Source organism: Candidatus Defluviibacterium haderslevense (assembly GCA_016712225.1).
GTDB classification, from domain to species: domain Bacteria; phylum Bacteroidota; class Bacteroidia; order Chitinophagales; family Saprospiraceae; genus Vicinibacter; species Vicinibacter haderslevensis.
Genome location: JADJRL010000003.1, coordinates 3876258 through 3892454 on the forward strand (window position 1 = coordinate 3876258; position 16197 = coordinate 3892454).

Genomic DNA, 16197 nt, shown 5'->3' on the forward strand with positions numbered 1-16197 from the left:
GCATTGGTATAATTGCAAAATTATTGAGTTAGAATCTATAACTTCCTTATTATTAGAATTAGATTTGTCAACTAATTGAATGATGGTTAATGCTTGATTCCAATTAGCCAATCGGAATATGAATTAATGTAGAAGTGCCTTTATCGGCATCTGAACTTACTGAAATATCGCCCTTGAGATATTTGACCCTTGATTTAATATTTTCAAGTCCCATACCTTTTTTTATATTTAATTCATTATAGCCATGACCATCATCTTCAACAATGATTTCTAAGATATCATCAGAAAGGCTTAATTGGACGAGTATTTCTTGAGCGTTTGCGTGTTTAATAGAATTATTAATTAACTCCTGTATGATCCTATAAATTTGTAGAGCGGCTGAGGAATCTATGTTTTTTCCAAAGTCAAATCCATAATGTTGAAAGATAATTTCAGGACCTTTCTCTCGGTTGTTTCTATTCAGCAAGTCGCTCACGGCTTCGATTAATCCGAGCTCTTCCAATGCTCCTGGTTTTAGATCATGCGCTATATTTCTTACTTCACTACAAGCGATGTCAATGAGTTCATGAACCTTATTAAATTCATTGTTTTCACCATTGTATTTTGCATCTGATTCAAGTTTATCAAATCGGAGTTTGATGGTTGATAATAGGCCGCCAAGGCTGTCGTGCAGATCTTTTGCAATCCGTTCACGTTCATCTTCTTGACCTGTAATCATCGATTCCATGGTTTGCAGATGAAGCGTACTTTCAAGCTCTTTTATTTTTTGTTGGTTGATTTGTTCATTTTGTTTATGAATGATATTAGTGGCATTTAATTTTTGTTGGTAAAATAAAATAACCAAATATCCACCAATAAGAATTGCGCCAATACTAAACAAAAGGCTATATAGTGTAAAATTGGATCTTCTGGATTTTAACTCAAATAATCTTTGGTTTTTGGCCAGATCAATTCGCTCTTCACGCAACTCTTTTTGTTCATATTTTGCAATATTCTTATTTAGATTTTCATTATGTTTAAGGGTGTTTAATGAATCATTGACTGCAATATAATGAAGCAGATAATTGGAAGATTCCTCATGTTTGTCTTGGGCTTTAAGACAATCATATAAACTCATATCGAGTTTTTTAATATCTTCCAGATAGCCCATTTCTAAGGTCAGTTCATGACTTTTGCTATATGCAATACAAGCTTGAATGGGGTTGTTTCTGGCTTTATAATAGTCGCCCAGAAACATATAAGATTGAAATTGAAGATCAACAATGGCATTTGTTTTAGCAAATTTTATAACTTTTGATAAATCAAATTTGCTAAGACTATCATTCAATCCAATTTTTATTACTGCATTAAGCATCATGTGTTCATGGACACATAATGGATTGTTTTTGTCAGGGTTTTCTAATTCACATTGACCCAAGAAATAACTTGCCATCTCTTGATTTTGTAATTTATAATAAACCAATGACAAGAAATGGTAGGTTCTAACCAAGTCTACTTTGCGTTCATTTTGGCGAAAATAAACCTGGCAATATTCAAGGTTGGCTAATGCTTTTTGGTACCAACCTAAGATAAAATATATTCTTGCAAGTAAAAATCGATACTGATGCATGTGCAGATAATCCTCAGTATCATTATAATATTCGATTAACTGAAAAATCGGAATAATAGCCTGGGCGTATTGATGCAATTTAATGCATGTATCAATTTGGCTTAATGTAGAATCAATAATGGCGTTAGCTTCTTCTTGCGGGCTATTGATTGAAAAAAAATTGCCCTGACCATGCAATTTTACTACAAAAATGGCAAGACTAAATACCAGACCCTTTATAAAGTTCTTCTTATTCATGGATTATAAAGCCAAAAGTACAACGTACTTTTTGGCAAAACATCAGGGTAAACCTTGATTTTTTAGTCCAATAAGTGATATTCTATGGTTGCCCGGACTAATCCTGCTGTATTTCGAACATTTAATTTGGATATTAAGCTACTGCGGTGGGATTCAACCGTTTTTAGACTGATAAAAAGTCGTTCAGCAATTTCTTGTGTTGTGTGTTCTTTGACTATTAAAGTTAAGACTTCGCGTTCCCTTCTGGATATTTTTGGTAAAAGGATATTGTTTTTTTTCTTTTGGGTGTTTTTCTTGCGAAGACGACCCATTATGGTTTCAGTGACTTCTGCACTGAAATAGGTTTGGCCCGAAGCCACTGTTTCAATAGCTTTAATTAATTCAATTCGATCAGTATTTTTTAAAACATACCCAAGAGCGCCACTTTTTAAAATTTCAGTTACAAAACTTTCTTCGTTGTACATGGATAAAGCGAGAATTTTGACTTGAGGATACTCTTTTTGGATCCGCTGAGCGACTTGAATTCCATTAAGTTCTGGAAGGTTTATGTCGAGTAATAACACATCTACAGCCTTCTTTTTTAAAATATCAAAAACTTTCTTTCCATTAAAACAACGATCTACCACCTTAATATTTGTTTCATTTTTTAGGATGGATTCTATTCCGTCAACGAACATAGTATGATCATCTGCGATAACAACTTTTATCATAAATCAATTAGTATTAAGTAAAATGTAGTGCAGGAATCTTCGGAGAAGTCATAGGATGATGGTGCAAGATTAAGCAATTTATTTATATAAAAAAAACAAATACGTATTTTTATATGGATTGCCATTTATTCAGCTGCTGAATACAGGCCCTAAAGTCTTTTGGAGGTTCGATTTCAAATTGATGTGATTTGCCAAATAAATTAAACTTGAGTCCAAAAGCATGTAGGGCGGTTCTTTCAATTAATGGTCTGAATTGTTCATCATTTTTTGCCAATTTGGAGTGACGTTTAATGTCAGCAATACTGAATTGATTTCTGATGCCATATATTGGGTCACAAATAATGGGACAACCTATGTGCATCAAATGAATTCTAATTTGATGGGTTCTACCAGTTAATGGACTCAGTTCCAACAAGCTAAATTGTTTCCATCTGGTTATAACTTTGAAATCCGTTGTCGATTGTTTTCCTTTATTGTGAATTACCATTTTGCCAGGGTGGGAGATGGAATGAGCTATAGCTAATTCAATTCGACCTGAATCTTCTAAAGGTTGAGATTCGGTTAATGCCAAATAAGTTTTTTGTATTTGGTGTTGTTCGAAAGCATCATTAAGGATTTTATGTGAGTCTGCCTCCTTTGCAAAAATCATTAGTCCACTGGTATCTTTATCAATGCGATGTACGGTATAAAGCGATTCATAGTGTTTTGATAATAAGTCATATGCATTTTCTTTTAAAGCATCAAAACGATCTGGAATGCTTAATAAACCAGCATTTTTATTGATCACTATAAAGTGATCATCTTCGTATATTACAGGTATTGCCATTAATAAATTTAGTCAATGTAATGTTTTGGAATGTCTGATGATTTCTGATTTCCAAATAAGTAATAGTGAATAAATAAAGATCCCTTTAATCTTCCTGATAATTTAACTTCATTTACAGTAGACCTGATTATCTTACTATTGTAATGATCTTTTTTATGAAGAAGATATAAAGTAGACAGAATAGAAATGATATAAGCCTCTAAGACTTTAAGAAATAACATAATATTCCCTGATAATAAATACTTCAAACTGATCAAAAAGTCAATGACAAACCTAACAGGAAGTAATATAATTAATATTGGCCATGAACTATTTTTAAAAATAGTAGCCAAATTGTTTCTAAAATTGAGAAATAATTTTCTTGGGTTATTATAATCCAAGGTGCCACCACCAAGATGGTAAACTTTAGAATTGGGTTCGTACCATATTTTTCCACCTGCCCTTTGAATTCGCCAACATAAATCAATTTCTTCCTGATGTGCAAAATAGTCACCATCAAAACCGCCAATGGACTTGAACATATTGGCATTGATGATAAATGCCGCACCGCTTGCCCAAAAAATTGGCGTAGCTTTTTGATATTGCCCTAAATCCTTTTCAACTTTATTTAACATTCTACCGTAAGAAAAAGTATAGCCTAATGCATCCATAAGACCACCTGCTGCACCGGCATATTCGAATGATTGAGGATCATTCAATGCTAATATTTTCGGTTGGACAGCCATGTTAAAAGGATCAGATTGAATTCGTTGAATGAGTGGACTTAACCAATCATCAGAAACTTGAATATCTGAATTGATTAAAACGAAATAATCTGCTGTGATTTGGGCCAAGCCTTTATTATATCCTTCAGCATATCCGTAGTTTTTATGTAGAATAATCCTTTTAATTTCAGGATATTTTTGTTTTAAAAGTAGGATGCTATCATCAGTAGATGCATTATCAATCACATAAATTGTGGCATAGTTGGGTGTATGGGTAATAATGGATTGGAGATAATTATTCAAAAAATGAGCCCCATTATAATTTAAAATGACAACAGCAACTGAAGGATTTTTTTTAAAATTGGCTTCTGTTAAATGGAATAAGGTTAAGCTTTTTTTTATTTGTTTTTCATCTTCTTTAATTTGCCAAATCATTTCATCTATAGAATCAAATTTTTGATCTTTTCTAATGAATTCGATAACTTCAATTTTTAATTGAAGAGAATAAACATTTTCTCTAAAATCTAAAAGATGTATTTCAATGGTTTGTTTTAAATGGTCTCCAATAGTTGGTCGGTTTCCAATGTAAAGCATGCCGTCATACCTGCGGTCCTCAACAGTTGCAATTGCTGAATATATTCCAGGATTGGGTATTATTTTGTCAGGATCATTTAAAATGAGATTGGCGGTTGGAAATCCAATTTTTGTGCCTAATTGTTGTCCGGTGCCTACTTTTCCATTAAACCAAAAAGGATGACCCAATAAATTTAAAGCTTCCTTGTAATCATTATTTGAAATGGATTGTCTAACCAATGTTGAGCTTATTTTAATGTCGTCGATCTCTTTTTTAGGAATTTCGATTAAATTAAATAAACCATTTTTGTGATATTGTTTCAACAAATCAATATTACCAGTTCCATTGATGCCAAATGTATGATCATATCCAATGATGAAACTATGAGGTTTAAATTTCTTGATTAAAATATTTTCAATATATTCTTCAGGTAATAATTGGGAAAAATCATAGGTAAATGGAATGATTACTAAATAATCTAATTCTGTTTCTTTTAATATTTCGATTTTTTCGTCAAGGGTAGTTAGTAATTTGATTCTAGTATCACTGGTATCTAGAATTTGCCTTGGATGTGGGTCGAAAGTAATCAAAATGGATGGACCATTTACCTTTTTCGCTTCATGGCATAGTCTTAATATAAGATCCTGATGTCCTAAGTGCATGCCATCAAAAGCCCCAACGGTTATGACGCTATGATCGAAATCAGGTAAAGTATCAACATTTAGTCTAAGTACTCTCATAAAATAATTGGACAAAATTAATAATTTTTCGTTCCTTCCACTCTTTATGAGCCGATGAGATTACATTTGTGCATTAATTAACAAGTTGATGGATAATATAGTAGAACAAATTATAGAAATTTTGTCAAAGGTCATTGAGCCCAATACCGGTAAAGATTTAATTCATCTCCGAATGATTCGGGATATCCATGTGGAGGGTAAAAACATCCATTTAAAAGTATATCTCCCAGCCAATAATTACGACAAAAAAGATATTTTATTTCAAGATATTCAAGATAGTCTTACTAAAAATTTTGCAGATCATGAGATCCATGCTCATTTTGTTAATCAAACAGCCTATAGTGAAGCCCCTAATGCATTACTGCCACAAATAAAAAATTTTGTAGCCGTAGCTTCAGGGAAAGGTGGCGTGGGAAAATCTACGGTCGCTGTTAACTTGGCCATAGCTTTAAGCAGATTAGGTTATAAAACGGGGATCCTTGATGCTGATCTGTACGGACCATCTTTGCCCACGATGTTTGGAATTAAAAAGGATAAACCTCAGGTTCAACTCATTGATGGAAAACATCAATTAATCCCTATATTAGTTCAGGGTTTGCCGGTATTATCATTGGGTAATATTATTGAAGCGGATCAGGCAGTAGTGTTGAGAGGTCCCAGGTTAGCTGCAATTATCAAGCAGTTTTTTCAAGATGCCCAGTGGCCGGAATTGGATTATCTGATCATAGATTTACCGCCTGGCACAGGGGATGTTCAATTGACTTTAGTTCAAACAGTTCCTTTAACTGGGGTCGTAATGGTAACCACGCCACAGGAAGTAGCTATCATTGATGCGATAAAAGCGGCTAATATGTTTTCAATGGAGCAAATTAAAGTGCCCATCTTGGGAGTTATTGAGAATATGTCATGGTTTCAACCACTGGACCAACCAGATAAGAAGTATTTTATTTTTGGACAAAATGGGGGGCAGCGATTGGCTCATATTACACATTCTTCACTCATAGGTCAAGTTCCATTGATAGAAAAAATGAGACAACGATCGGATGAAGGCCTTGCTTTTGAGTTGGATGAACATGACATTTATCCTGCATTGTTTGAATCCATGGCCATTGCCCTTCACAAGAAAGTGGAATTGCGTAACCTGACGTTGGCGCCTACAAAAAAAGTAGAACAAGCATAATCATATCATTCATGTTAGTAAAAGATAGTGCCTATTTATGTGAGCAGATTCGACAAAAGAAATCTTTTCTATGTGTTGGATTGGATCCTGATTTGGAAAAATTGCCAAATCATTATTTAAATGGTAAGCAACCTTTTCTCGAGTTTTGTAAAGACATCATTGAAGTTACCCATCATTTGGCTGTGGCTTACAAAATTAATATTGCATTTTTTGAAGCTTTAGGGCCAAGCGGTTGGGAACAATTGGAACAATTGGTTAATATAATTCCAAATGAATGCTTATTAATCGCAGATGCTAAGCGTGCAGATATTGGAAATACATCAAAAAAGTATGCAGAATATTATTTTGACCGGTTACAAGTTGATGCAGTTACATTGCATCCCTACATGGGTGTAGATTCGCTGGAACCCTTTCTTAGTTATCATAATAAATGGTCAGTTGTTTTAGCCTTAACTTCTAATCCTGGAAGTGCTGATTTCGAATTGAAAGAACTTAGTACGGGTGAATTGTTATTTGAATCGGTTTTACAAACCTTTGTAAAAATCAAACAGTCCAATCAAATTATGTTTGTGGTGGGGGCAACGCATCCTGAATATTTGACAAAAATAAGAAAAATTTGTCCGGATCATTTTCTACTAATACCTGGAATAGGTAGCCAGGGAGGTGATTTACATCAAGTTATTCAAGCCGGAAGGAATCACAATGAAGGTTTATTAATCAACGTATCTAGATCAATCATTTACCCCGAATTAAAAAAATCTTTCAAAGATGATGTGTTTCAGGCTGCTCAAAATTTTGTGACTGAGATGTCCCGTTATTTTTAAATTTTAACAAATGATTAATGAAGCATTAATCCAACTTCATATGGATAAAATAATTTGTTTCGTTAGTATTCAAAATATGTAAATGTCCCATTTGTTTTTGTTCGTCATATTAGTATTTTCAGATCCTTCAAATTTAGGATTACAAAATTATCAATCCGAATTTTTGAATCTCATTAATGAAAAAAGGAGAATTGGATGCAAGTGCAATGGTGTGAAATATTCTAAATTACCTCCATTGGTATGGAATAAACAATTAGAAATAGCCAGTCAAGCCCACGCTGAATACATTTATAAAAATAAAATTTTAACACATCGGAGTAAAAATGGGGCCAGGACACAACAGCGATTAGAAAAAGCAGGATATTCGTGGAGGTCTTTTGCAGAGAATGTGGCCCAAGGGTATGACACGCCAGCTGAAGTCTTGCAAGCATGGATAGAAAGCCCCTCGCATTGTCAGAATCTTATGGGAAATTATAGCGAAATGGCAATTACTAAAAAAGGCGATTACTGGGTACAAGATTTTGGAACTCCTAAGATTCTAAAAAAATAATTGTTTATATTTTTTTAATAACTACCCCAATATCTTCTAAGAAACCATTCTAAACTCAAACATAAGAACAAGATTACTAAATACCATTTGCGATCAATTAATGGTTTGGTTTCAATAGTTTGAAAAAGTATAGGTTTGTTTTGAGATTTATTTAACAGATGGTCAGTTAATTGTTGCAATTGGTTTTTATAAACACTAATCCCTTCCATTTTTTCTGCAAGATTACGCAGAACATTATGATTAGCTACAAGGTTTGAGGTCTCTATATTCGTTTGTTGAATGCCGAATTTTCCTTCTGCTGTCAAAGGCTTTCCATTCCAGGTAACTGAAGCGATATATTTATATTCACCCGATGGCAAGGATCCAGCATTTAGTTCATAATAATTGTCCTTTTTGCCAAATACAAATTCATATGATTTTTTATCATTAGAAAGGATTTTCATAGCAATGTCGGGCGTATTGATTCGTTCGTAATTATCGTTGTATAAATCAGCATTAAAGATTATAGGCTCTGATTCGTCAAATAGTCTTTTGCTTTGATTAACCTTAAATTTTCGCTTATCTTCTTTTATAGAAGCGTATTGAAATGATTTTGAAATCAATTCATTGAAGGGTTCAAATGAATTGGATTGTACGTATTCATTTAGACGCCATTTCCAAATGCCTTCTCCGCATAAAACGGAGGTTTTAATCCCGGAGGCTTCATTAAATATCCATAAGGGATATTTAGTATCGATTTTTCCAATTTTTTGATATAATAAATAGTTGGCAGTAGGATCTACATTATAATTACCAAAAGGAACAGATAGGGGAGGATATTGGGATAAGTGGTTGATTAAATTTTCAGATAATATAAATGCATTAAAATTAGGTACTACGAGTGCCTGTGCATCGTTCAAGTTTTTGTTGTTTCCCAGTATTTTTATTATATTTTGAGAATTATTGAATGTAATTATATCTGTTTGATTCCCGATGATAAACATGCGCGGTAATTTTAATGCATCTAGCTTGGAAATCATGCCTGTTATGTTGGATCCTGGGCCAGGTAATTGATGGAATATTACAAAACTATAGGATTCAATATTTTGTATGGTTTCTCCATTAAATGCTATTTTTACTTCATAGTTTTTATTGGATTGCAAAGCATCTTTGATTGCAGAAATATCAGGGTGCGGTGATAGAGCATAGATAAGTACTTTTTTCTTAGCATCTAAAACTTCAATATAAAATTCTTTAGAATTGTTTTTTAAGTTGCGCTCTCCCGATATAGGTTTACAATTTATCCGATATTTAAAAATTCCAGGAGTTGGTGCATCTAATATAATTTCTTTGGTTAGAAAATATTGATCATTATCTATTTTGTCATTTGACTCATATACAGATCTCCATGTTTCGTTTTCTAGTTTTTGTATGGTAAGGGTATTGGAATTAGAAGCACACTGCCAAGCTTGTAAGTCTATTTCCATCGAAAATTTATCACCACTATAAATAATGTCATTATGATATTCTCTTTGAATGGATAAATCTTTCTCCTGAGTGGTGTCCCCATGTAAAACAGTATAAAAAGGAATCGTTTTAACTATTGAATGATATAAGGGATTTTTGCCTGAATTGAAGATGCCATCAGATGCGATTACAATCCCTTTTAGATATTGCGGATCTGTTTGGTCTTGAATGACATCAAGCACATCATTCACATTGGTTCTTTTTCCAGAATAATTAACAGGGAAATCTTTATTAAGAACTTGATCTCCAAATTGATAGCTCATAACTTCGTATTTATCTGATAAATCAGAAATGAGTTTTGTTCTATCTGCTTCAAACGTCTTTGTCCATGTACTATCTCTAAAAACCATAGATTCAGAATGATCTACAGCTATAGCTAAAATTGGTTTTTTTATTTCGGTCTCATACTTTCTGAAAAGTGGATTTAATAATAAAAAGCACAACATAAAAACGCTGAGGCCTCTTAGAAGGGCCAAAGTCACTTTATACCAATAAGGTCGGTCAGAAAATAAAGTAGTTTTGTAATATAAATTAGCTACTGCTACAATGGCTACTAATAAGCAAAACAACAAGTAATAGGTCGGATATTGAAAACTAATTTGATTCATTTTTCGTTATAGAGTCGTGCAAATATCATAAAATTGCTATTGAGTCTCAAATTAAATGCATTTTATTCAACTTAGTTCAAGTTTTAGGGGACTTATAAAAAATTATATATTCGCACTCCATTCATATAACGAATTAGTTACCTAACAATGAAAAAAATAATCTTACTATTTAGCTTCCTCATCATGGCTTTGTCTGCAAAATCATCCTATTTACTACTACCAATGGATTTGAAGCAGATTAATCATTTGAAGGCTTATGGTATGACATATTGGGTTATAAATCAAAACATTGAGGCATTTTGGCTACTTAATTACAGGGGTGGGTCATTCGCTTTTATTTATACCAAAACTTTTGAAAAAGAGTGTCTTACCAGAGGTATAACGTATGAACTCATTTCTGATGGTGAATTTAATCGCATTAGAGCCGAGATTAATAACCCTGAGATCAATCAGGAAGTTATGAAGTTGGAGAAAGCCCCCCGATTAGCTGTATACACCCCTGAGTTCAATGAAAAGGGGGAGCGGATTCAGCCTTGGGACGATGCTGTAACTATGGCCTTGACTTATGCTGAAATACCATTTGATAAAATATATGATAAGGAAATCGTAAATGGACTGTTAGCAAAGTATGATTGGTTACACCTTCATCATGAGGATTTTACAGGACAGTATGGGCGGTTTTATGCAGGGTATAGTGGCCAGGCGTGGTATAAGGAGAATCAATCAAGACAGGAGAGATTGGCGAAAGAGCTGGGATTCAGTAAAGTATCTCAATTGAAATTAGCTGTAAGTAAAGCCATAAAAAACTTCGTATCTGGAGGAGGTTTTATGTTTGCCATGTGTTCTGCAACAGATTCCTATGATATAGCTTTAGCGGCAGAAGGTGTTGATATTTGTGCTAATTATTTTGATGGAGATGCAGATGATCCTAATGCGAATAGCAAATTGAATTTTTCAAATACTTTTGCTTTTAAAGATTTTAGTTTAATCAGAGATCCAATGGTTTATGAATTCTCAACTATAGATAATAGTTCGGGAAGAAAAGTACTTCCTGAGCAAGACTATTTTAATTTATTTGATTTTTCAGCTAAATGGGATCCAATTCCCACGATGTTAACCCAAAATCATACGAGAACTGTTAAGGGATTTATGGGTCAGACCACAGCTTTTAGACGAGAAAATGTAAAATCTGATGTGCTCATTCTTGGAGATAACAAGGCAGCTGATGAAGTGCGTTATATTCATGGAACTTTAGGCTTTGGTACCTGGACGTTTTATGCTGGACATGATCCTGAAGATTACCAACATCATGTTGGAGATCCTCCGACAGATTTAAATCTGCATCCCAATTCTCCCGGCTACCGATTGATACTTAATAATATTTTGTTTCCTGCAGCTAAAAAGAAAGAAAGGAAGACTTGATTTTGTTTGATATTTTAACACATTAGAAACAATTTCATAAATCCTTTTTCTATGCAAAATAAATAAGTGACCAAAAAGGCGTTTTGGTTGATACATATTCACTTATTGTTTTAATTATCCGTTTCTAAGATCAACTTTTTGTTCTTTTTTCATGAAAAAAAAGAACCAAAAATTCTAGGCTGTAAGGTCTAAGCCTAAAATGATTGCATGAAACCTAAATTCAAAAAACTCGCCAATTACCTTGTTTTTTTTGCTTGTCATCACACTTGCTCAGCTAGCATTTCTGTTCTTTTTTTAATCGTTATGTTGAGCTCAAACAGTTTTGAATTTTTACAATTTGATTGCATTGTAACTTCCTCCATGCCTAAATAATTGGCTTCGAGGACTTCGCCAATTATTTAGGTTCACTTCACCATAAGACATCTCTATGTCTTATGGTTCGTTCATCTTAAGGCCGATCAAAATTTCAATGTCAACTCATTAAGATCACATATTACCTGAATTTAGTTTGAAAACAAGCTCTAGCATATGTTCCATTATTTTTGATTCGTGCAATGAATTATTAATCTAATCTTCCAAAAAAATTATAACTTCTTTATTGTTGAATTCTATTGCATCAATAAGTTCATCAATGAAAGATTTTCCATATTGTAAATAATATTGAATACCTGACTGATTTCTTTCTTGTAGTCCGTTGTTTGGAAATAGTTGTTCTTTAATTTTAATTATTTTTTGGAGTTGTTCATCAAATTTTTGTTTTTCAGCCTTAATTATTTTATGCTTTAGTCCTTCAGTTAGTTTTTCTATACGAGCTATTTCTGCGAGGGTCGAAGCATGGGTAGAATCGTTGATGGTATTACTTAAAACAGCATACTGTTGGAGTACTTTGTGTAATTCATTTTCTACATTTTTTATTGCTGAAGGTAGGGTAGAGGTCGATTCTAAATATTGTTTTTCTAAGGCGATAGCAGATTGAGTAAAATCAGAATATTTTAAAATGGATTTATTAATTTTTGATTGAATATTTGCGGGAATGATCCATCCTGAGATTCTGCGATGTAATAATGGATAGGTCAGATTCATAGAATTAAAAACTTGCTTCAATTCCATCCAATAAGAAATTTCAGCGCCACCTCCAACAAACATGATATTTGGAAAAAGGGTTTCTTGGTACAAAGGACGTACCAATACATTAGGGCTAAAATATTCCGGATGATGGTCTATCTCCTTAATCAATTCTTCCTTAGACCATTTGTATTTAGAATCTACAGTAACATATAAATCATTTTCAAAGAGGAGTCTTTCTCTGTATTGATCTTTTAAGTAAAATAAATTAATAGGACGTGGTGCTGCTTGAATTGGGTAATTGATTTTAGTTAATTCCTGTATCGTTTGTTCTGTATGTTTTACGATCAATTGATTCAAGCATTCTGCTTTCAAAATATCTTTAATCAATGATTTGGCAGATGCATCATCTGGATCAAAATAAATCAGACCCTGAGCTCCAAAAATCTGATGTACAAAATGTCTGTAAAAATCTTTGTAAGTTTTACAGTCTGCTGCTTGTAAAGTAAATTGATTAATTATGTGCAGTGATTCGGGGTCGTTTCCAAATAAATTCTTTAAAGTTTCAAAAACTGATTTTAAGCCATCTGTTTTAAATCTGCCTACTGCGCCAGTCTCCTCAGAAACCCATTGAATATTTTGTTGAAATACAGAAAAATGATTGACTTCTTCAAAATCATGATCTTCATTTCCTGAATAATAAATGGGTACGAAGGAGTATTCTGGAAATTTATTCTTGAGGATCGAAGCTAATTTAATCGTATTCGCAATTTTATACCACCAAAATAATGGACCACCTAATAGGCAAGGCTGATGCGCGCACAAGATGGTGTAGGTGTTGTTTGATGACAACCTGTTTATTTGATTAAAAATTGGGTCTGTGTCAGAAAAACCAGAATATTGCTGAAGGAGCATATCAACGAGTTGAGATCTGTTTTTGAAATTCGTTTTTTTCAATTCAATCTGTTCGAGTATATGATCTAGGTCAGGAAGATTGTTTATCCAGTTAATAAACAATTCTGGCGACTGCCAATATTCTAAATCCGATTTCCTAAATTCTTGAAATTGAGTGGGATTAAGGTGTTCTATTTTTACATTAAATGGTTTCACTAAGAATTTCCGGTTTTTTGCAAAGATAGGAGCTATTGTTTGCATTTATTAATGGTATGATATCAATAAATTTAAATATCATTGTATCAAAATTCATATTCTTGGTTGTTTTCATATTAAAGCGGCTTTTTCTTGGTTTAATTGCTATATTGGTGATATCTGGTATTATTTGTACCATTATTTATATGGCACCAGTGGATCCTGCTCGATTAAGTTTTGGACAGCGTTCAGATGAAACTACCGTTTCATTATATAAGAAGAAATATTTTTTAGATCAACCTTTATCCGTCCAAGTCTTTAAATATTTCGAAGATTTGTCCCCGATTCAATTTTTGAACATTAGCGACCTACGCTTAGAAGATTATAGCTATGTAAGCGTATATAAGGGACAGGAAAAACTTGTTATATTGAAGAAACCATATTTCAGGAAATCCTATGCTTCTTCAGTATCTGTATGGAATTTAATTACTGATGCATTGCCATCAACATTAATTTTATCTTTTATTGCAATAGTCCTCTCTGTTTTGATTGGCATGAGTTTAGGAGCCGTTTGTTCATTTAATTACAATACAGCTATAGATCGTTATATACTTGCGTTTTGTACTTTGGGATATGCGATACCAAGTTATATTTCCGCTATAGTAGTAAGCGTAATCTTTGCATTTGTTTTAGGGCATTTTACTCATTTGCCCATTCAAGGCAGTTTATATGAATTTGATGATTTTGGCAATGTTGAATTAAGGTGGGCGAATGTTATTTTACCTGCTCTGGCATTGGGCATTAGACCCGTGGCTATGATTTGTCAAATGACTCGAGCCTCTTTATTGGATGTGATCAGTGCTGATTATATTAGAACCGCACGTTCTAAAGGGATCAGACCATGGTTGTTGATGATTAAACACATATTGCCGAATGCAATCAATCCAATTTTGACTACAATTAGTAGTTGGTTTGCGTCCTTATTAACCGGAGCATTTTTTGTGGAATATGTGTTCAATTACAAAGGACTGGGAATGTTGACGATTACAGCAATCAATCAATATGATGTCCCTTTAATATTGGGAACATGTATATTTGCGATCATTATTTTTGTAGGAATTAACATGATCACGGATATATTATATCGGTGGTTCGATCCAAGAATTAAATTGCCTTCTTAAAATTTAAATCCGAGTGTAGCCATTAATCTAGACTCGCCTTTATCAAAATCAAAGGTGTGATTGTCAATGGTGATATGGTCGCCAAAATGCGTAAAATTTCCTTCATGGCGAAGATCAAAAGAAATACGTTGGATGTCAAAACCAATGCCTATCTGATATCCAAAAGTGGCCGATTTAAATTTGTCATCATAGCCTTTAATATCTCTTAGTTCCGATTTGTTATTAATAAAAATATGGGCTACAGGTCCAGCTCCAATTCTTAATATCCCAACTTTAATACCTAGCAATACGGGAATATCCAATCGTTGATATCGTTCTGTAAGAAGTGAATCAGCATTGAATGGCGCTTGAAGAACTTTATAGGTAAATGTTGTTGTATTTGAATTGAAAACGACTTCGGGTTGAATAAAAAAGCTTTTAGCCTGATATCTGAGGAATCCTCCAAAATGGTATCCATAATTGGCCTTTTTGAAGCCAAAACTAACAGCGTCTTTGCCTAATTCGTCTTTATAAATAAAGGTTTTAGGCTTGATGGAAACGCTTGAAATACCCAATAATAGCCCGCCTGAAAGTTGAGCGCTCAAAGGCATTAACAAGCATAAACAAACAGCTGAGGTTAAAAGAAATCGAACCATAATTAGAACTTTTATGTAAAATAACGGTTATTCAGCAAGTTATATTCTATTTTTTTATCATATTAAGATTAGCTTAACGTTCCTATGGTCATACATGATGTCGAATTTTATGGATCATTTCCTAAGTTTGACCAAGTTCCAAAGTCAGCCGTTCCTGAATTTTGTTTTTGGGGGAGATCGAACGTAGGAAAAAGTTCTATGATCAATTACCTTATGAACCGTAAGGATTTAGCTAGAATATCATCCATGCCGGGTAAAACTCAGCAATTTAATTTGTTCCAGGTCAATAATAAAAGCTATAATATTATGGATTTGCCTGGGTACGGATATGCTAAAGTATCTAAATCCATTCATGAAAAGTGGCAAGGTCAAATAAATAAATATTTAGTTCAGCGAGAGAACTTAATGAATGTTTTTCTATTGGTAGATATTTCAGTACCGCCACAAGTGATTGATCTTGAGAAAATTGGATACTTCGGAGAACATGAAATTCCATTTACTATACTTTTTACTAAATCTGATAAATGTAAAAAAATGGAACTCCAAAAAAATCTAGACACCTATCAAAAAAAATTACTCGAGACCTGGGATAATTTACCACCAATAATCCTAACCAGCGTCGAAAAAACAATAGGGAAGGAGGCTATATTTGAAGTATTGGATATTTGTATAAATCAATAATTCTATTTGTATAAGTTTGTTTGAAATTTAAATTTTATATATTATAATTTGTAATT

The 16197-nt window shown here is 33.2% G+C and carries 13 protein-coding genes; 6 read left to right on the top strand and 7 right to left on the bottom strand.

Annotation, left to right across the window (positions count from 1 at the left end):
- Nucleotides 1-103: 103 nt before the first annotated feature.
- From IPK88_15180 to IPK88_15195, 4 genes are all read right to left on the bottom strand, one after another.
- Nucleotides 104-1846 (bottom strand): sensor histidine kinase, encoded by a 1743-nt coding sequence (locus IPK88_15180; protein ID MBK8244765.1) that lies wholly within the window; start codon nt 1844-1846, stop codon nt 104-106.
- A 62-nt stretch (nt 1847-1908) separates the two neighbouring features.
- The gene (locus IPK88_15185; GenBank protein ID MBK8244766.1) at nt 1909-2556 is read right to left on the bottom strand and encodes a response regulator transcription factor; all 648 of its coding nucleotides are present in this window, start codon (nt 2554-2556) and stop codon (nt 1909-1911) included.
- 109 nt (nt 2557-2665) lie between these two features.
- A complete protein-coding gene (locus IPK88_15190; GenBank protein MBK8244767.1) occupies nt 2666-3382 on the bottom strand; it encodes an RluA family pseudouridine synthase in 717 nt (238 codons plus the stop codon).
- Between the two features lie 8 nt (nt 3383-3390).
- Nucleotides 3391-5400 (bottom strand): bifunctional riboflavin kinase/FAD synthetase, encoded by a 2010-nt coding sequence (locus IPK88_15195; GenBank protein ID MBK8244768.1) that lies wholly within the window; start codon nt 5398-5400, stop codon nt 3391-3393.
- Between the two features lie 88 nt (nt 5401-5488).
- On the opposite strand from IPK88_15195, the gene IPK88_15200 reads away from it, so the two are divergent.
- The 3 genes from IPK88_15200 (at nt 5489) to IPK88_15210 (ending at nt 7954) form a co-directional block, all read left to right on the top strand.
- A complete protein-coding gene (locus IPK88_15200; protein MBK8244769.1) occupies nt 5489-6580 on the top strand; it encodes an Mrp/NBP35 family ATP-binding protein in 1092 nt (363 codons plus the stop codon).
- A gap of 11 nt (nt 6581-6591) precedes the next feature.
- The gene (gene pyrF / locus IPK88_15205) at nt 6592-7404 is read left to right on the top strand and encodes an orotidine-5'-phosphate decarboxylase (GenBank protein MBK8244770.1); all 813 of its coding nucleotides are present in this window, start codon (nt 6592-6594) and stop codon (nt 7402-7404) included.
- A gap of 82 nt (nt 7405-7486) precedes the next feature.
- The gene (locus IPK88_15210; GenBank protein MBK8244771.1) at nt 7487-7954 is read left to right on the top strand and encodes a CAP domain-containing protein; all 468 of its coding nucleotides are present in this window, start codon (nt 7487-7489) and stop codon (nt 7952-7954) included.
- Nucleotides 7955-7968: 14 nt separating this feature from the next.
- Here the strand turns inward: IPK88_15210 and IPK88_15215 are convergent, their stop codons facing one another.
- A complete protein-coding gene (locus tag IPK88_15215; GenBank protein MBK8244772.1) occupies nt 7969-10068 on the bottom strand; it encodes a hypothetical protein in 2100 nt (699 codons plus the stop codon).
- Between the two features lie 147 nt (nt 10069-10215).
- Here IPK88_15215 and IPK88_15220 point away from each other — a divergent pair, with 147 nt between their 5' ends.
- On the top strand, nt 10216-11490 hold the full coding sequence (locus IPK88_15220; protein MBK8244773.1) for an asparagine synthetase B: 1275 nt from the start codon (nt 10216-10218) through the stop codon (nt 11488-11490).
- A gap of 567 nt (nt 11491-12057) precedes the next feature.
- Here the strand turns inward: IPK88_15220 and bshC are convergent.
- The gene (gene bshC, locus IPK88_15225) at nt 12058-13710 is read right to left on the bottom strand and encodes a bacillithiol biosynthesis cysteine-adding enzyme BshC (protein ID MBK8244774.1); all 1653 of its coding nucleotides are present in this window, start codon (nt 13708-13710) and stop codon (nt 12058-12060) included.
- A gap of 56 nt (nt 13711-13766) precedes the next feature.
- On the opposite strand from bshC, the gene IPK88_15230 reads away from it, so the two are divergent.
- Entirely contained in the window at nt 13767-14825 is a 1059-nt protein-coding gene (locus tag IPK88_15230; protein MBK8244775.1) for an ABC transporter permease, read from the top strand.
- Here IPK88_15230 and IPK88_15235 read toward each other — a convergent pair.
- Nucleotides 14822-15460, bottom strand: coding sequence for an outer membrane beta-barrel protein (locus tag IPK88_15235; GenBank protein MBK8244776.1), 639 nt, complete (start codon nt 15458-15460; stop codon nt 14822-14824). The genes IPK88_15230 and IPK88_15235 overlap by 4 nt on opposite strands.
- Before the next feature lie 84 nt (nt 15461-15544).
- On the opposite strand from IPK88_15235, the gene ysxC reads away from it, so the two are divergent.
- Nucleotides 15545-16141, top strand: a complete 597-nt coding sequence (ysxC, locus tag IPK88_15240) for a ribosome biogenesis GTP-binding protein YsxC (GenBank protein MBK8244777.1) — start codon at nt 15545-15547, stop codon at nt 16139-16141.
- Nucleotides 16142-16197: the final 56 nt, after the last annotated feature.